This window comes from Azospirillum picis, from assembly GCF_017876115.1.
GTDB classification, from domain to species: Bacteria; Pseudomonadota; Alphaproteobacteria; order Azospirillales; family Azospirillaceae; genus Azospirillum; species Azospirillum picis.
This window is the reverse complement of the sequence record NZ_JAGINO010000001.1, coordinates 396,536-409,654: the sequence shown is the minus strand read 5'-3', so window position 1 is coordinate 409,654 and position 13,119 is coordinate 396,536. Positions and strand designations below refer to the sequence as shown.

Annotated in this window: 12 protein-coding genes; 6 read left to right on the top strand and 6 right to left on the bottom strand. The window is 71.4% G+C overall.

What is annotated here, in order from left to right; all coding sequences use genetic code 11:
- Positions 1-41: 41 nt before the first annotated feature.
- Genes J2850_RS01850 through J2850_RS01830 form a run of 5 tightly spaced genes read right to left on the bottom strand, consistent with a single transcriptional unit; the run spans position 42 to position 4,397 of the window.
- Positions 42-1,445 (bottom strand): 3-carboxy-cis,cis-muconate cycloisomerase, encoded by a 1,404-nt coding sequence (locus J2850_RS01850; RefSeq protein WP_209978167.1) that lies wholly within the window; start codon positions 1,443-1,445, stop codon positions 42-44.
- 7 nt (positions 1,446-1,452) lie between these two features.
- Positions 1,453-1,848 carry a 4-carboxymuconolactone decarboxylase gene (gene pcaC, locus J2850_RS01845; RefSeq protein WP_209978165.1) on the bottom strand — a complete coding sequence of 132 codons (396 nt, stop codon included), beginning with the start codon at positions 1,846-1,848 and terminating at the stop codon, positions 1,453-1,455.
- 11 nt (positions 1,849-1,859) lie between these two features.
- The gene (gene pcaD / locus J2850_RS01840; RefSeq protein WP_209978162.1) at positions 1,860-2,672 is read right to left on the bottom strand and encodes a 3-oxoadipate enol-lactonase; all 813 of its coding nucleotides are present in this window, start codon (positions 2,670-2,672) and stop codon (positions 1,860-1,862) included.
- Between the two features lie 4 nt (positions 2,673-2,676).
- Entirely contained in the window at positions 2,677-3,537 is an 861-nt protein-coding gene (locus J2850_RS01835) for a CoA-transferase subunit beta (RefSeq protein WP_246512692.1), read from the bottom strand.
- Entirely contained in the window at positions 3,534-4,397 is an 864-nt protein-coding gene (locus tag J2850_RS01830; protein ID WP_209978160.1) for a CoA transferase subunit A, read from the bottom strand. The genes J2850_RS01835 and J2850_RS01830 overlap by 4 nt, the downstream gene beginning before the upstream one ends.
- 336 nt (positions 4,398-4,733) lie before the next feature.
- Here J2850_RS01830 and J2850_RS01825 point away from each other — a divergent pair, with 336 nt between their 5' ends.
- The 5 genes from J2850_RS01825 to J2850_RS01805 all read left to right on the top strand — a co-directional run bounded on the left by J2850_RS01825 (position 4,734) and on the right by J2850_RS01805 (position 9,534).
- On the top strand, positions 4,734-5,945 hold the full coding sequence (locus J2850_RS01825) for an ABC transporter substrate-binding protein (protein WP_209978158.1): 1,212 nt from the start codon (positions 4,734-4,736) through the stop codon (positions 5,943-5,945).
- A gap of 221 nt (positions 5,946-6,166) precedes the next feature.
- Complete coding sequence (locus J2850_RS01820) at positions 6,167-7,036, top strand: branched-chain amino acid ABC transporter permease (protein ID WP_209978156.1); 870 nt, start codon at positions 6,167-6,169, stop codon at positions 7,034-7,036.
- A complete protein-coding gene (locus J2850_RS01815) occupies positions 7,033-8,073 on the top strand; it encodes a branched-chain amino acid ABC transporter permease (RefSeq protein WP_209978154.1) in 1,041 nt (346 codons plus the stop codon). Before J2850_RS01820 ends, J2850_RS01815 begins: the two co-directional genes overlap by 4 nt.
- Complete coding sequence (locus J2850_RS01810) at positions 8,070-8,831, top strand: ABC transporter ATP-binding protein (RefSeq protein ID WP_209978152.1); 762 nt, start codon at positions 8,070-8,072, stop codon at positions 8,829-8,831. The genes J2850_RS01815 and J2850_RS01810 overlap by 4 nt, the downstream gene beginning before the upstream one ends.
- Positions 8,821-9,534, top strand: a complete 714-nt coding sequence (locus J2850_RS01805; protein WP_209978150.1) for an ABC transporter ATP-binding protein — start codon at positions 8,821-8,823, stop codon at positions 9,532-9,534. Before J2850_RS01810 ends, J2850_RS01805 begins: the two co-directional genes overlap by 11 nt.
- Before the next feature lie 51 nt (positions 9,535-9,585).
- Here the strand turns inward: J2850_RS01805 and J2850_RS01800 are convergent, their stop codons facing one another.
- Positions 9,586-10,650 carry an SDR family oxidoreductase gene (locus tag J2850_RS01800; RefSeq protein ID WP_209978148.1) on the bottom strand — a complete coding sequence of 355 codons (1,065 nt, stop codon included), beginning with the start codon at positions 10,648-10,650 and terminating at the stop codon, positions 9,586-9,588.
- 414 nt (positions 10,651-11,064) lie between these two features.
- Between J2850_RS01800 and J2850_RS01795 the strand changes: the two genes are divergently transcribed.
- Positions 11,065-13,089, top strand: a complete 2,025-nt coding sequence (locus J2850_RS01795; protein ID WP_209978146.1) for a methyl-accepting chemotaxis protein — start codon at positions 11,065-11,067, stop codon at positions 13,087-13,089.
- Positions 13,090-13,119 lie beyond the last annotated feature (30 nt).

Here is a 13,119-nt window from a genome sequence, read left to right as displayed (position 1 = left end):
AGTGCGCGGCCTGCCGCGCGCCTCGTCCTTGCCGGCCTTTTTCAGCCCGTCCCGTCCGCATCCCGCCGATCGCCGGCCGGCCTGTGGCCGGCTTGCCTGTGATCGGCCAGCACGCGGTCGATGAAGTGCCCGGCGGCGCCGGTGTAGCCGAGCGGGTCGAACAGCCGGTCTAGTCCCTCCCGGCCCAGCGCCTCCACCACCCCGGCATCCTCCGCCAGCACGTCGCGCAGCGGGCGGGCGTCGGCGGCGGCACGGCGGCTCGCCTCGCCGATGCGGGAATGGGCGGCCAGCCGGCCCATGCGCTCGCCGAGCGCCATGGTCACCGCCTCGGCCAGGATCAGGCCGCGGGTCAGGTCGAGATTGGCGCGCATGCGCACCGCATCGACGGTCAGGCCGGCGATGGTGTCGCGGCCATGGCGGGCGGCGCCGGCGACCAGGCGGCAGAGGTCGGGCAGCGCCTGCCATTCGGCATGCCAGCCGCCCAGCCCGCGCTCATGCTCCTGCACCTGGGCGGCCAGCAGCCCGCCGACCAGCGCCGGCGCGCGGATGGCGCAGGACAGCAGCACCGCGCAGGACACGGGATTGCGCTTGTGCGGCATGGTGGAGGAGCCGCCGCGGCCGGGGGCGGCGGGTTCGAAGGCTTCGCCCACCTCCATCTGCATCATCAGCGAGACGTCGCGCCCGAGCGTGCCCAGCGTGCCGGCCAGGATGCCCAACGCCGCCGCCAGGCCGGCGACGCGGTCGCGGCTGGCGTGCCAGGGCAGGGCGGGGAGGGGAAGGCCGAGCCCGGCGGCGAGCGCCGCCGCCACCGCCGGCCCCCGGTCGCCCAGCGCCGCCAGCGTCCCCGCCGCCCCGCCGAACTGGAGGGCGAGCTGCCCGCGCGCCGCCGCCAGCCGCCGGCGGTCGCGGTTCAGGGCGTCGAGCCAGCCGGCGGCCTTCAGCCCGAAGCTGGTCGGCAGCGCGTGCTGCAGCCAGGTCCGGGCGACCATCGGCGTGCCGCGGTGGCGCTCCGCCAGGTCGGCCAGCCCGTCGGCGAGGCCGGCCAGGTCGCCGTCGAGCCCGTCGAGGAAGCGGCGGAGCTGCAGCATCAGCCCGCTGTCCATGGCGTCCTGGCTGGTGGCTCCCCAGTGGACGAAGCGCGCGGCCTCCGCGTCGGTCTCCTGCACCTTGCCTGTCAGGTGGCGGACCATCGGGATGGCGGGGTTGCCGGCCAGCGCCGCCTCCGCCCCCAGCGCGCCGGCATCGTAGAGCTCCGCCCGGCAGGCGGCGGCGATGGCCGGCACGGCGCCGGCCGGGATCACCCCCTCCGCCGCCTCCGCCCGCGCCAGGGCCGCCTCGAAGTCCAGCATCCCCTGCAGCCTCGCCGCCGGCGAGAAGGCTGCGGCCGCCGCCTCGGTGGTGAAGAGCGGGTCGAGCAGCGGGTCGGCGTGGATGGCCCCGGTCATGGTCTCCTCACCCCTTCGCCGCTTCGCCGTCCATCTCTTCGTAAACCGCGCGGGCCAGCGCCATGGCGTGGTTCGCCGCCGGCACCCCGGCATAGACGGCGGCCTGCAGCAGGATCTCCTTCACCTCGTCGCGGCTGACGCCGGTGTTGCGGGTGGCGCGGATGTGCAGCGCCAGCTCGCCGTCCCGGCCCAGCGCCGCCAGCATGGCGATGGTCAGCATGCTGCGCGTCTTCACGTCCAGGCCCGGCCGCGTCCAGATCTGGCCCCAGGCGGTCTTGGTGATGAACTCCTGGAAGTCGCGGTCGAATGCGCCGGCACGGTCCAGCGAGCGGTCGACATGGGCATCGCCCAGCACGGAGCGGCGCACCGCCAGCCCGCGGTCGTAGAGGTCCCTGTCCTGCATGTCGTCCTCCATCACCGGGGCTCCGCAGGGATGCCGCCCAGGAAGCCGTCGATCAGCGCGGCCAGTTCCGCCGGCTTCTCGACGCCGGGGAGGTGGGCGGCCCCCGGCAGCAGGGCGAGGCGGGCGCCGGGAATGGCGGCGGCCAGCGCGCGGGACAGATCCGGCGGCGTGGCCACGTCCTCCTCGCCGCAGATCACCAGGGTCGGGGCGGCGATGGCCGCGGCATCGGCACGCAGGTCGGCGTCGCGGATCGCCATGGCGCAGCCGACATAGCCGTCCTCCGCCGTGCGGGCCAGCATCGCGGTGTAGCCGCGGATCTGGTCGGGCCGGCCGTCACGGAAGGCGGCGGTGAACCAGCGGGCCATCACCCCGTCGGCGATCGCCGCCATGCCGCGGGCGCGGATCGCGGCGATGCGGTCGGTCCACACCGATGGCGGGCCGATCAGGCCGGCGGTGTCGCACAGCACCAGCCCCTGCACCCGGCCGGGCTCCCTGACGGCGAGGCGCTGGGCCATCATGCCGCCGATCGAAAGGCCGCAGACATGGGCACGCGCGATGCCGAGCGCGTCGAGCAGCCCGGCGGCATCGCCGGCCAGCAGGTCCATGCTGTAGCCGGCCCCCCCGACCACCGGCGTGACCTGGGTCAACCCGTGGCCGCGCATGTCGTAGCGCAGGATGCGGTAGCGCTGCCGCAGACGCGGAACGACGGCGTCCCAGATGTGGAAGCTGGTGCCGATCGAATTGGCGAACAGCAGCACCGGCGCATCAGCGGGGCCGCTCAGCTCGTAATGCTGGGTGATGCCGGCGGCTTCGATGAAGGGCATGGTCCTATCCTTCCCTGCCGCTGGCCCCGCCGCCGGCCCGGCCTTGGGTGGTGATGGGGGTGGTGATGGGGGTGGTGCCGGGAGTGCTGTCGGGGGCGGTGCCGTGGGCGGCGGCGGTGCGGGCCTGGAGGTCGCGCAGGGCCGCCAGCGTCGCGGCGTCCGGCAAGTCCGTCGTCGTCAGGTCCGGCGAGATTTTCAGGTCCCAGCCGGTGGCCCGCTTCACCTGCTCCACCGTCACGCCGGGGTGGATGCCGGTGAGCGCCAGTTCCCGGCTCACCGGGTCGGGGGTGAGGATGCCGAGGTCGGTGATCACCGCGGTCGGGCCGGCGCCGGGGATGCCGGCCCTGGCCCGCGCGTCGCCGCCGTCCAGATGGCCGGCCGAGGTGACGAAGGGCAGGGTGGCGACGAAGGCCTTCGGGCTCTGCTTCAGGACGATGAACACCTCCTTGGCCTGGGAGGCGATCTCCGGCGCGCCGCCGGCGCCGGGCAGCCGCACCGAGGGCTCGTCGTAGGAACCGATCACCGTCGTGTTGATGTTGGCGAAGCGGTCGATCTGGGCGGCGCCGAGGAAACCGACGTCGATGCGGCCGCCCTGCAGCCAATAGCGGAAAATCTCCGGCGTGCCGACCACGGTGTCGGCGGTGAGCGCCAGTTCGCCGTCGCCGATCGACAGCGGCAGCACCGCCGGCTTGGCGCCGATCGGCCCGGATTCATAGATCAGCACCACCTCGGGCGCGTGGGTCAGCCGCGCCAGGTTGGCGGCGGCCGAGGGCAGGCCGATGCCCACGAAGCAGACGGTGCCGTCCTTCAGCAGGCGGCTGGCCGCCACCGTCATGATCTCGGTCGCGGTGACGCCGGGCGTCATGCGGCCTCCCTCATGCTTTCGGCAAGCACGCGGCGGAAGCCGGCGAAGTCGTCGGTGTCCAGGACATGGCGCCGCATCCAGTCGCGGAACGCCTCGCGCGAACGGGCGACCCGGTCCCAGGCGATGTAGAAGCGGTTGTCGCGCTCGTAATAGCCCTGGGCGTAGGAAGGGTAGGCGCCGCCCGGCACCGGGCAGACGGCGGCGAGCGCCCAGCCCGGCAGCACGCAGGCGTTCGGCGGCGCCTGCAGATCCTCGACGACCTCCTCCACCGTCACGATGGCGCCGCGCCTGGCGGCGAGCGCCGCCTCCTTCTGCACGCCGAGGATGCCCCACAGCAGGACGTTGCCGCGGCGGTCGGCCTTCTGGGCGTGGATCACCGTCACGTCGGGGCGCACCGAGGGGATGGCGGCCAGCCGCTCGCCGCTGAAGGGGCAGTCGATGAAACGGATGTTCGGGTTGACCTTCGGCAGGTCGGAGCCGGTGTAGCCGCGCAGCAGCGCCAGCGGCAGGCCCGAGGCGCCGGCCACATAGGCGTTCGCCATGCCGGCATGGCTGTGCTCCTCGATGGCGAGGTCCCGCGGCCAGCCCTGTTCCACCGCGTCCCGGAAGCGGTGCAGCGAGCCGACGCCGGGATTGCCGCCCCAGGAGAAGACCATCTTCGCCGCGCACCCCATGCCGATCATCTGGTCGTAGATCAGGTCGGGCGTCATGCGGACCAGGGTGAGGTCGCGGCGGCCCTGCCGGATGATCTCGTGCCCGGCGGCGTGGGGAATGAGATGGGTGAAGCCCTCCAGGGCGACCGTGTCGCCGTCGCGCACGAGGCTCGCCACCGCCTCGCGCAATGGCGTGATCTTCGCCATGTCACCTCCCGGCCGTGCGGGGAACGCACCATCATCAGTGTCGCGAACAGAGTGGCGGTGGCTGCGCCGGGGTGTCAAGGGCGGAAATGATGCCATTAGGGCGTTAACCGCCCTTATTGCGCCGCAACAAGCACCTTTTCCTGCATCCGGCCATCCATGGTTCTGGAAAAGGCAGGCCGGCCCAGGGTTTAGAGACCACAACCATTTTGTGCGATTATCGAACTTTGATCCATATATCGAACTTGACGGTTCGCCGCTCCCTCAGTACGGTTTGCGGAACAGGCGAACGACCGGGCCGCGGCCCCGGCATGTCCAAGATCGCATCTGGGAGGGACAATGACGAGCACTCTGCGCACCGCGCTGCTGGGAACGGCGTTCGGCCTGCTGATGGCCGCAGCAGGTCCGCTGCTTGGCCCGCTGGCCGGTCCGGCCGCGGCGGCGACCATCAAGGTCGGCGTCGTGGCGCCCTTCTCCGGTCCCTTCGCGCTGGTCGGCAAGACCTTCAAGGAGGCGATCGAGGTCTATCAGGCGCAGCACGGCGACAAGGTCGGCGACGATACGGTCGTATTCATCTACAAGGACCTCGACCAGGCCAACCCGGCCCAGTCCAAGGCGCTGTCGCAGGAGCTGATCGTCAAGGAGAAGGTTGGCTATCTCGCCGGCTACTACTTCACGCCCGATGCGCTGGCCGTGGCCCCGCTGATCGACGAGGCGAACATCCCCTGCGTGATCTTCAACGCCGCGACCTCGGCCATCACCGAGAAGTCGCCGCGCTACGTCCGCACCTCCTTCACGCTGTGGCAGAATACGGTGCCTCTGGCCGAACACATGGCCAAGCAGGGGATCAGGAAGGTGGTGAGCGCGGTCAGCGACTACGGTCCCGGCATCGACGGCGAGACGGCCTTCAAGACCACCTTCGAGAAGAACGGCGGCACGGTGGTCGACACCATCCGCATGCCGCTGAAGTCGACCGACTTCGCCCCCTTCATGCAGCGCATCAGGGATTCCGGCGCGGAGGCCATCTATGCCTTCCTGCCGGCCGGGCCGACGACGCTCGCCTTCGCCAAGGCATTCGCCGACAACGGGTTGAAGGACGCCGGCATCAAGTTCTTCGGACCCGGCGACCTGACGCAAGAGCCGGATCTGCCGACGCTGGGCGACGCGGCACTGGGCATCACCACCAGCTTCAACTACAGCCGCGCGCATGACTCGGCGCTGAACAAGACCTTCCTGGCCAAGCACAAGGAGATGTTCGGCTCCACCGACAGCGTCACCTTCTCCTCGGTCGGCGCCTATGACGGCGTGCATGTCATCTACCAGATGATCAAGAACACCGGCGGCAAGTCCGACGGCGCCAAGGCGGTCGATTCGGTGAAGGGGATGAGCTGGGAGAGCCCGCGCGGCCCGCTGACCATCGACCCGCAAAGCCGCCACGTCACCCAGACCATCTACCTGCGCACGGTGGAGAAGGTCGACGGCAAATTGGAGAATGTCGAGAAGGTCGCCTTCGAGAAGCAGCCCGACTACGGGTACAAGGTCGGGAAATAAGGGTCCTGGTTACCATGCTCCGCGTGGGTCTCCCTCCGCCGGTCGGCCGTTCGATCGGGAGTACCTGACGCCGGCCCCGCCGCCGCGGGGATGGCGGCCGGGAACCCTCCCCTCATCCGGTGGGCCGGGCGGCGCCGGGCCGTGGGCACCCGATGGTGCCGCGGTGGCGGAGGATGGTGTACACCGGGACCGGCAGGGAAGGACCGAGGCAGGCGCAACGCATGGAAACGATGTTCGGAATCGCCGTCGACGGCGTCGCCTACGGCATGATCCTCTTCATCATCTCCGTCGGCCTGTCGGTGACGCTGGGCCTGATGCGGGTGGTCAACCTGGCGCATGGCGCCTTCGCCATGGTCGGGGGGTACATCGCCTCCTACGCCGCGCAGGGGGCGGGACTGCCCTATGCGGCGGCGCTGCCGGTGGCGGTGGTGCTGACGGTGCTGGCGACGCTGCCGCTGGAGCGGCTGCTCTACCGCCGCATCTACGGCTCCGCCAACGAGCTGGCGCAGGTCCTGCTGACCATCGGCCTGACCTTCGTGATCGTCGCCGGCATCAACTACCTGTTCGGCCCGACCCTGAAGCGCATCCCGCTGCCCGAACTGCTGACCGGCACGGTGCAGATCGGGTCGAAGGCGATCCCGGCCCACCGTGCCTTCGTGATCGTCGCCGGCGGCCTGACGCTGCTGGCCCTGTGGTGGCTGCTGGAGCGCACCGACTTCGGCATCCGGCTGCGCGCCGCCGTCGACGATCCGGCGATGGCCGCCGCGCTCGGCATCCGCACCGAGCGGCTCTATCTGGCGACCTTCGCGCTCGGCAGCGGCCTGGCGGCGCTGGGCGGCGTGCTGGGGGCCGAGCTGCTGCCGCTGGAGCCCTACTACGCCATCCGCTACATCGTGCTGTTCCTGGCAGTGGTCGCCGTCGGCGGGGCGGGCAGCATCTTCGGCTCCGCCGCGGCGGCGCTGGCACTCGGCATCGTCGACACCGCCGGCAAGTACCTGATCCCCAGCTTCGGCGAATTCTTCTTCTATGCCGCCCTGATCCTGATCCTGTTCCGCTGGCCGTACGGCTTCTTCAAAGGGAGGACGGCATGACCATGGCCGGGCGGACCGCTTCCCGGACCGGCGTGGCCGGCGCCCACCCGCCGCCCGCCGCCCGCCGCGATCTCGGCTGGATCGGCATTCCCCTGGTGGCGGTAGCGGGGCTCGCCGCCTTCTGGCTGCTGCCGGACGATCTTGCCCTGCTGACGCGCATCGCCGCCTCGGCGCTGTTCGTGCTGTCGCTCGACCTCGTGCTCGGCTACGGCGGCATCGCCACGCTGGGGCAGGCGGCGATGTACGGCACCGGCGCCTATGCCGCCGGGATCGCGGCGGTGAACTGGATCTCCGATCCCTTCGCGCTGCTGGCGGTCGGCGGCCTGGCCGGCGGGCTGATTGCCCTGGTGACCGGCGCCCTGATCCTGCATGCCCACGGCCTGACCCTGCTGATGCTGACCATCGCGGTCGGGCAGATCGTGCAGGAGATCGCCAACAAGGCGCGCGACTGGACCGGCGGCAGCGACGGGCTGTCGGGGATCGACCCGGCGCCGGTGCTCGGGCTGTTCCGCTTCGACCTCTACGGCCGCACCGCCTTCCTGTTCGCGCTGGCGGTGCTGGTGGTGGCGCTGATGGTGGCGCGGCGGATCGTGCGCTCTCCCTTCGGGCTCGCCTGCCGCGGCGTGAAGGAGGATCCGCTGCGCGTCTCGGCGCTCGGCGGCTCGCCGAAATCCTATCTGGTGGCGCTCTATGCCGTGGCCGGCGTCTTCGCCGGGGTGGCCGGCGCCCTAACCGCGGTGACCAGCGGCATCGTCGGCCTGGACAGCGCCGGCTTCCCCTGGTCGGCGGAGGCGCTGGTCATGCTGGTGCTGGGCGGAACCGGCCGGCTGTACGGCGCGGTGATCGGCACCGCCGTCTTCATGGGCATCCATCACATCCTGGCCTCCAGCGACCCGTTCCACTGGATGGGCTTCATCGGCCTGTTCCTGATCGGCATCGTCCTGTTCCTTCCGGGCGGCATCGCGTCCGGTGCCGGCCGCCTGTCGGCGCTGCTTTCGGCGCTGGCGCGGCCCGGACGTGACGGAGGCCGCGCATGAGCGGGGCCGCGCTGCTGGAGGTCGAGGGGCTGAGCCGGAATTTCGGCGGGCTCCAGGTGGCCTCCGACATCTCCCTGACGCTGAGGGCGGGCGACCGCTGCGCCCTGATCGGTCCGAACGGCGCCGGCAAGACCACCTTCGTCAACCTGGTCACCGGGGTGATCCCGCCCAGTGCCGGCACCATCCGGCTGGCCGGCCGCGACGTGACCGGCCTGCCGGCGGCCGAGCGGGTGCGGCTCGGCCTGATCCGCTCCTTCCAGGTGGCACGGCTGTTCCGATCGATGACGGTGCGCGAGCATCTGGAACTGGCCGTCCTCCAGCGCGACCGCCGCACCTTCCGCCTGTTCGCCAGCGTTGCCAGGGTCGCCGGGCTGGCCGGCGAGGTGGCGGAGCTGCTGGATGCCATGGGCCTGGGCGCGGTGGCGAGCACCGCCGTCGGCTCGCTCCCCTACGGTCAGCAGCGGCTGCTGGAGATCGCGCTGGCGGTGGCGATGAAACCGAAGGTGCTGATCCTGGACGAGCCGGCGGCCGGGGTGCCGCATGCGGAAAGCCAGCGCATCCTCGACGCCATCGACCGGCTGCCGACGGATCTGGCGGTGCTGATGATCGAGCACGACATGGATCTGGTCTTCCGCTTCGCCAGCTCGATCGTGGTGCTGGCCCAGGGCCGGCTGCTGTGCAGCGGCACCGCCGCGGAGATCGCCGCCGATCCGCAGGTCCGCGAGGTCTATCTGGGGAGTCGTGCCGATGCCCGCTGAACCGGCCGGGGCGCTGGAGGTTTCGGACCTGCATGCCGGCTACGGCAGGACGCAGATCCTGGACGGCGTGTCCTTCACCATCCCCGCCGGCGGGCGGCTGGCCCTGTTGGGGCGCAACGGCGTCGGCAAGACGACGACGCTCGCCACGCTGGTCGGCCAGACCACCCGCCATGGCGGCAGCATCCGGCTGGGCGGCGTGGAGCTGGGCGGCCTGTCATCGTCGGCGCGGGCCGCCGCCGGGCTGGGCTATGTCCCGCAGACCCGCGACATCTTCAAGTCGCTGACGGTGGAGGAGAACCTCGGCGCCGGGCTGAAGGGCCGCCCGCGCCGCGCCCTGGAGGAGGCCTACGAGCTGTTCCCCCGCCTGGGTGAGCGGCGGCGCAACGGCGGCGGCGAGCTGTCGGGCGGCGAGCAGCAGATGCTGTCGGTCGCCCGCGCGCTGCTCGGCAGGCCGACGGCGCTGCTGCTCGACGAGCCGCTGGAGGGGCTGGCCCCGGTCGTCTGCGACACGCTGATGGCGGCGCTGTCGCGGCTGGAGATGACCGTGCTGCTGGTCGAGCAGCAGGTCGACCGCGCGCTGGACTTCGCCGACCGCGTGGTCTTCCTCGACCGCGGCCGCGTGGTGCATTCCGGGCCGGCCGGGACCGCGAAGGCCGATGCGGCGCTGCTGGAACGGCATCTGGGCGTGGCGCTGGCGAAATAGCGGCGGGCCGGTCCCCGCCTGCGTCCGCCGGCCGGCCCCCAGGGAGCGTCCTCAGGGGCCGCCGCGCCCGCCGACCGCGCCGTAGACCTGTCCCGTCGCATAGCTGGAGTCCTGCGAGGCGAGAAGCACGTAGACCGGGGCCAGCTCCGCCGGCTGGCCGGGCCGCCCCATTGGCGAATCCCCGCCGAAATCGACCAGCTTCTCCGGCGGCTGGCCGCCGCTGGGCTGGAGCGGGGTCCAGAAGGGGCCGGGCGCCACCGCGTTGACGCGGATGCCGTCCTTGGCGAGCTGCTTTGCCAGTCCCTTCGTGAAGTTCATGATCGCCGCCTTGGTCGCCGCATAGTCCAGCAGCGTTTCCGAGGGGTCGTAGGCGTTGACCGAACTGGTGTTGATGATGGTGGCGCCGGCGCCCAGGTGCGGCAACGCCGCCTTGGTGATCCAGAACATCGCATAGACGTTGGTCTTGAAGGTCTGGTCGAACTGTTCGGTGGTCAGGTCGGTGAGCCTGGCGACGGTGTGTTGCTTGGCGGCGTTGTTGACGAGGATGTCGAGGCCGCCGAGCTCGCGGACGGCGTCGGCGACCAGCCTGCCGCAGAAGGCCTCGTCGCGGATGTCGCCGGGAAGCGGCACAGCCTTGCGCCCCTCGGCCCGGATGAGCTCGACCACCTCCCTCGCGTCCGGCTCCTCGGCCGGCAGGTAGTTGAAGGCCACGTCGGCGCCCTCGCGGGCGAAGGCGATCGCCGCCGCCCGGCCGATGCCGGAATCGCCGCCGGTGATCAGCGCCTTGCGCCCGGCCAGCCGTCCCGATCCCCGGTAGCTGGTTTCCCCGTGGTCGGGCCGCGGGTCCATCCGGCTCGCCAGCCCCGGCCATTCCTGTTCCTGGCGGGGAAAGGGCGGCTTGGGATATTCCGTCACCGGATTCCGAGTGAGCGGCGGCGTGGTGGCTGGCCCGGCAGCCGCTCCCGTTGCCGCTCCGTGGGCCGCTCCCTGGCCCGATCCGGCACCGGCGGACCGGGCGCCGTCCTGCTGCGCGAAGGCCGGGGAGCCGATGGCTGCGACGAGGCCGGTCGCGATGCCGCCGACGACAGTGCGCCGGGAGGTGTCTTCGGGGGTCATGTCCGTCTCCGTGCGGAGGATGCGTGAAGGGGTGGGCCGGAGGCTTCCGGCGCCGCGGCGCCAGGCGGTGCCGGCGATGTCCTGTGGAACGGGGCCGGGCGTGCGTGCTGGTTCAACCGGCCATCGGCCGGCAGGTTCCTGGCCGCCGCGGACGGGAAGGGGGAGGGGCCGCCGGAGTGCCGCCTTGGCAGCCTTCCCATCCGATGACTCGCATTTTGCTTCGCGCCCTGCGAACCAGGCGCAGATTGCCCAGCGCTAATTTACCTAAAATTACGTTTTATTCCGCAATCCTGAAACCGTCTGCCGCCCTCCTGCCGCTCCCCGGCTTTTCCAGGGACAGGACGCGGCATCGAAATTGCGTCTGGCCTTTACGGGCATTCCGCCATCGGTTGTTCTTACTTGCGGGGTTGGGCAATGCGTGACAACGGACCGGTCACCGACCGGGAAATCGAACTGCTCGATGACCAGCTTCTCGTCTCGCGCACCGACGCCGGCGGCCGCATCACCTTCGTGAACCAGGCCTTCGTCGACATCAGCGGCTTCTCGCGGGAAGAGCTGATGGGTGCCGCCCACAACATCGTCCGGCATCCCCACATGCCCAAGGAGGCGTTCGCCGACCTGTGGGCGACGGTCAGGAGCGGCCGGGCCTGGGAAGGCCATGTCAAGAACCGGACAAAGACCGGCGACCATTACTGGGTGAAAGCCAACGTCACCCCCATCACCGAAGGCGGCAGGATCACCGGCTTCATCTCCATCCGTTCCAAGCCGGCGCGCGAGGCCGTGGCCGAGGCGGAACGGATCTACGCGGCCTTCCGGTCGGGCGCCGCGCACGGCTACACGCTGTCCGACGGCGACATCATCCGCCAGGGGGTCGGGGTCGCCTTGCGGACCTGGGCGCTGAGCATCACCGGGCGCCTGGCCGCGGCCTTCGCGGTGCTGGTCCTGGTGATGGTCGGTCTGTCGGGCGAGGAGCTGTTCGGCGTCGACATCCCGGCACCGGCGGCCATCGGCCTGATGCTGTGCGGCATCCTGTTCGCCCTCGGCGCCGGCTATCTGGTCCTGCGCAGCATCCGCCGTCCGCTGGCGCTGGTCGAGGAGCAACTGGAGGCCATCGCGCGCGGCGACCTCCAGGCACGGAATCCCGTCTCCGGCATCGCCGAGTTCCGGCGCCTGCGCTCGACCCTGAGCGCGGTCCAGGCCAAGCTGGGCTATGCCGTGCAGGAGCGCAGCGAACGGCAGCGCCAGACCGAGGAGGAGCGTGCCGCCGCCATGCTGAGCATGGCGGCCACCGTGGAGCAGGAGGCGAGCCAGGCGGTCGAGGAGGTGGCCAGGCGCATGAGCGGGATGGCGGCGGACGCCGACGACATGGCCGGAGCGGCCGAGCGCGTCAGCGGCAATGCCCAGACCGTCGCCGCCGCGGCCGAGCAGGCGCTGTCCAACGCCCAGACCGTGGCGGCGGCGACCGAGGAGCTGGCCGCATCGATCCGCGAGATTTCGGCGCAGATTGCGCATTCCAGCTCGGTGACCCGCCGGGCGGTCACCGCGAGCCAGGAGAGCCAGGAGACGATCACGTCGCTGTCCGAGGCGGTGAAACGGATCGGCGACGTGGTCAGGCTGATCGACGACATCGCCAACCAGACCAACCTGCTGGCGCTGAACGCCACCATCGAGGCCGCCCGTGCCGGCGAGGCCGGCAAGGGGTTCGCGGTGGTGGCTGGCGAGGTCAAGTCCCTCGCCAACCAGACCGCCCGTTCCACCGAGGAGATCACCCGCCTGATCGCCGAGGTGCAGGCGGTGACCGGCACGGCCGTCAGCGCGGTCGGCCGGATCGGCAGCACCATCGGCGAGATCGACCAGGTCACCAGCGCCGTCGCCGCGGCGATGGAGGAGCAGGCGGCGGCCACCCAGGAAATCAGCCGCAACGTGGTCGAGACCTCCAGGGCGGCCCATGAGATGTCGGTCAGCATCGCGGCGGTGTCGCACGAGGCGGACCTGACCGGGACGCAGGCCGCCCATGTCAGGCGGGGGTCGGACGAGGTGGCGCACAGCATCGCGGCGCTGCGCAGCACGCTGGTGCGGGTGGTGCGGACCTCGACGGACGAGGCCGACCGCCGCAGCAGCCCGCGCCGCGCGCTGGATCACGCCGCCCGGCTGAGGACCGCGCAAGGGGAATGGCGCGTCCGCATCGCCGACCTGTCGCTGGACGGGGCCAAGATCCTGGTGCCCCAGCCGCCGCAGATGGCCTTGATGGCGGCGGGCCATACCGCCAAGCTGCGTCCGGACGGCTTCGACGCCCAGGTCGAAATCGTGGTCCAGGCGGTCAGCGACGGCGCCATCCACGTCCGCTTCGACGAGCGCGACGCCGGGCTTGCCGGCTTCCGCAAGGAAATGTCCAAGCTGGGCTCCTTCGCGGCGGCACCGGCGGCGCTGGCGGGCTGACCCAGGCCCGGACGGGGCGGGCGGGCCTGG

Coding starts and splice junctions, on each gene's coding strand:
- J2850_RS01850 (WP_209978167.1), bottom strand. CDS start 1,445: ATGACCGGGGCCATCCACGCCGACCCGCTGCTCGACCCGCTCTTCACC.
- pcaC (WP_209978165.1), bottom strand. CDS start 1,848: ATGCAGGACAGGGACCTCTACGACCGCGGGCTGGCGGTGCGCCGCTCC.
- pcaD (WP_209978162.1), bottom strand. CDS start 2,672: ATGCCCTTCATCGAAGCCGCCGGCATCACCCAGCATTACGAGCTGAGC.
- J2850_RS01835 (WP_246512692.1), bottom strand. CDS start 3,537: ATGACGCCCGGCGTCACCGCGACCGAGATCATGACGGTGGCGGCCAGC.
- J2850_RS01830 (WP_209978160.1), bottom strand. CDS start 4,397: ATGGCGAAGATCACGCCATTGCGCGAGGCGGTGGCGAGCCTCGTGCGC.
- J2850_RS01825 (WP_209978158.1), top strand. CDS start 4,734: ATGACGAGCACTCTGCGCACCGCGCTGCTGGGAACGGCGTTCGGCCTG.
- J2850_RS01820 (WP_209978156.1), top strand. CDS start 6,167: ATGGAAACGATGTTCGGAATCGCCGTCGACGGCGTCGCCTACGGCATG.
- J2850_RS01815 (WP_209978154.1), top strand. CDS start 7,033: ATGACCATGGCCGGGCGGACCGCTTCCCGGACCGGCGTGGCCGGCGCC.
- J2850_RS01810 (WP_209978152.1), top strand. CDS start 8,070: ATGAGCGGGGCCGCGCTGCTGGAGGTCGAGGGGCTGAGCCGGAATTTC.
- J2850_RS01805 (WP_209978150.1), top strand. CDS start 8,821: ATGCCCGCTGAACCGGCCGGGGCGCTGGAGGTTTCGGACCTGCATGCC.
- J2850_RS01800 (WP_209978148.1), bottom strand. CDS start 10,650: ATGACCCCCGAAGACACCTCCCGGCGCACTGTCGTCGGCGGCATCGCG.
- J2850_RS01795 (WP_209978146.1), top strand. CDS start 11,065: ATGCGTGACAACGGACCGGTCACCGACCGGGAAATCGAACTGCTCGAT.